Source organism: Terrisporobacter muris (assembly GCF_024621905.1).
Taxonomy (GTDB): Bacteria; Bacillota; Clostridia; order Peptostreptococcales; family Peptostreptococcaceae; genus Terrisporobacter; species Terrisporobacter muris.
Genome location: NZ_JANKBY010000442.1, coordinates 1 through 2388 on the forward strand (window position 1 = coordinate 1; position 2388 = coordinate 2388).

Genomic DNA, 2388 nt, shown 5'->3' on the forward strand with positions numbered 1-2388 from the left:
AATAAAACTTTTCCAAACAATTCCTACTTTTATAATTTTTAATAGTATCCTAAATCCTCGAAATAATTAGATTGTTAATTTTTTCATTGGCAATATAATTAAAATCAGCTATATTCGATATTTTTCAATAAAAAATACACATAAATATAAATATTTAATTCTAAGTCCATATTATACATAAGACTTTATTAGTTGAAGTTTTCCTTGTATTTTATAAATAGTTCCTTTTTTATATAAATAGTTCTCTCATTCATCTCTTCACAATAATCTCACCAAATTATTTTACCCTCACCACTTATAACTGTGTATGAACATACCTCTGTATCACTCTTATCGTTATATTCTCCGTTTACTTCTATTTTTTTAACTGTAAAATATGGTGTCTCTAATCTTTTAAAATTTTCTATTTTTCCTGCTTTATTTTCACACTTATAATCTATCATATCCAAAGATTTTTCTATATGCGTTTCTCTATCCCTTCCCCAGTCATATATTCTAAATGTTTTAATATTAAGAGGATGCGAGGCTCTAATATCCTTGATACTAATGGAAATATCAATATAGAGCCTTTTGTTATTCCTAGACTAGACTATTTTATTTTGTCATTCCATGAACCTGTTTTCCCACCAAATTCATTAGAAAATAATACTAATGCTTTGATAAATGCTATTAATAAAGTTGATAACTTAATAAGTTTAGGTCACCTTGGTAATCCAAATTATCCTATTGATTATGAAAAGATTATAAAGTTAGCTGTTGATAAAGATATTTTAATAGAAATTAATAATTGCTCTATTAAGGGTGTTTCTAGAAATGGAAGTGCTAGTAATTGTCAATCTTTGTAAAAAATATGATGCAAAAATTATACTTACATCTGATGCTCATATTTGTGTTGATATAGCTAATTATGAATTCTCAATAAATACACTTAAAGAAATTGATTTGCCTAATGAATTAATTATAAATGAGCCTTCAAAGCTAGTTTCTTATTTTCATAGCAAAGGCAAATTAGATGATTTTACTTTATCTGATTTAGAAAATCTATAATATAATACTCATTTTTCTTCAAATAATCTATTTATAAATAAAAGAGCATAGAGTTATAAATTTCCTAAAATAATAATCTCTATGCTCTTTATATTGAAGTTACTCATTTAAATAACTATATTACCAACTTCATTCAATATTTTTTAGTGAAAAAATACACATAAACATAAATGTCCATGTGTATTTCATAATTATCTAATTTTAATAATAATACGGAGAAGTAAACATAAAGAAAAATGCCCCTAACGCACTTATTAGTAAGAAAATTACTATGGTAATTATAGCTAATATTACAGGAATTACTATATTAACGCCACCTTTATTTAATATTAATCTTTGTTTAATATCTTCATCCATGTTTCTAAGAGAATCCAGTTGTTTTTGTATGTGTTTTAAGTAAGTTATGTTTCCATATAATCCTGAAATTACTGCTATAGCTATACTAGCTACTAGTGATAAATATGGTATAACTGATCCAATCACTATATCTGCTATAATAATTCCAAATCCTATAGCATACATTTTTCTATATAAAAACCACCACGAATTAAAGAAAAATGCTGCCCAGTTCCAACTAGTAGATTTATATGATTCTTGTATATCCTTAAATTTTGGTATATAATATTCTACTTTCTTTTGAATAAAATTAACCATATCTTTATTGTTAAAGTCAGCTCTCGAATTTTCATCATAACTAGTATCTGTGAAGCTTTTATATGTTTCGTTGTTTTTTATAACATCTTTAATATTTTCAGTAGTGCTTTTTATACTATCTTCTATAGTTGTTAATTTATTTCCACAATTTGTGCAAAACTTAGCATCTTTTGAGCTTTTCTTTCCACATTTTGAGCAATATATGAAACTATTTTCTTCAGTCATAATGTTCTCTCCTTAAAATACATTTTTAATAAGTATATTTATTGTACTATTATTAGTATATTCTTACAATAGGGTCTTAATAAGATCTTCTATTAGCAATTTTACTTTTTATAATCATTGTTACTGAGTTTATATAGTTTTAATATTCCTTCAATATCTGGAGTAATTTTTTATAGTATTTGATACTACATAAGTTCCCTCAAATTAATTAATAATTGCTACTGCAATCATAGCTATATTTTTTCTCTCAGCTAGGTCAACAATCATTGTAAAGACTAGTGATTTACTTAGAAAACTTATTACTCTTCATTTTTTATTAATTTTTATCAAAATATCTTGAAATAAAAAATTTAAAATCATTCACTCAATATTTTCTACATATCAATGATTTTAATTTTACTATTAAAGTTATACATATCCTTTAAGTTGACATCTCCTACTTTTATATATACTATAAATATA

General features: G+C 24.2%; 4 protein-coding genes. 2 read left to right on the forward strand and 2 right to left on the reverse strand.

All coding sequences use genetic code 11. The annotated features are described in order from the left end of the window. Window positions 1–269: 269 nt before the first annotated feature. Window positions 270–443, reverse strand: coding sequence for a hypothetical protein (locus NSA58_RS18945; RefSeq protein WP_161791881.1), 174 nt, complete (start codon window positions 441–443; stop codon window positions 270–272). A 75-nt stretch (window positions 444–518) separates the two neighbouring features. Here NSA58_RS18945 and NSA58_RS18950 point away from each other — a divergent pair, with 75 nt between their 5' ends. Both NSA58_RS18950 and NSA58_RS18955 read left to right on the forward strand, forming a co-directional pair. Beyond that, window positions 519–845, forward strand: coding sequence for a hypothetical protein (locus tag NSA58_RS18950; RefSeq protein WP_242842666.1), 327 nt, complete (start codon window positions 519–521; stop codon window positions 843–845). Beyond that, entirely contained in the window at window positions 814–1047 is a 234-nt protein-coding gene (locus NSA58_RS18955; protein ID WP_242842667.1) for a hypothetical protein, read from the forward strand. The genes NSA58_RS18950 and NSA58_RS18955 overlap by 32 nt, the downstream gene beginning before the upstream one ends. Window positions 1048–1248: 201 nt before the next feature. On the opposite strand, the gene NSA58_RS18960 is transcribed toward NSA58_RS18955, so the two are convergent. Beyond that, window positions 1249–1926, reverse strand: coding sequence for a DUF2628 domain-containing protein (locus NSA58_RS18960; protein ID WP_039678094.1), 678 nt, complete (start codon window positions 1924–1926; stop codon window positions 1249–1251). Window positions 1927–2388: the final 462 nt, after the last annotated feature.

Excerpts from the sequence above, each read along its gene's own strand:
- NSA58_RS18945 (WP_161791881.1), bottom strand. The coding sequence starts at position 443 with ATGATAGATTATAAGTGTGAAAATAAAGCAGGAAAAATAGAAAATTTT.
- NSA58_RS18950 (WP_242842666.1), top strand. The coding sequence starts at position 519 with ATGCGAGGCTCTAATATCCTTGATACTAATGGAAATATCAATATAGAG.
- NSA58_RS18955 (WP_242842667.1), top strand. The coding sequence starts at position 814 with ATGGAAGTGCTAGTAATTGTCAATCTTTGTAAAAAATATGATGCAAAA.
- NSA58_RS18960 (WP_039678094.1), bottom strand. The coding sequence starts at position 1,926 with ATGACTGAAGAAAATAGTTTCATATATTGCTCAAAATGTGGAAAGAAA.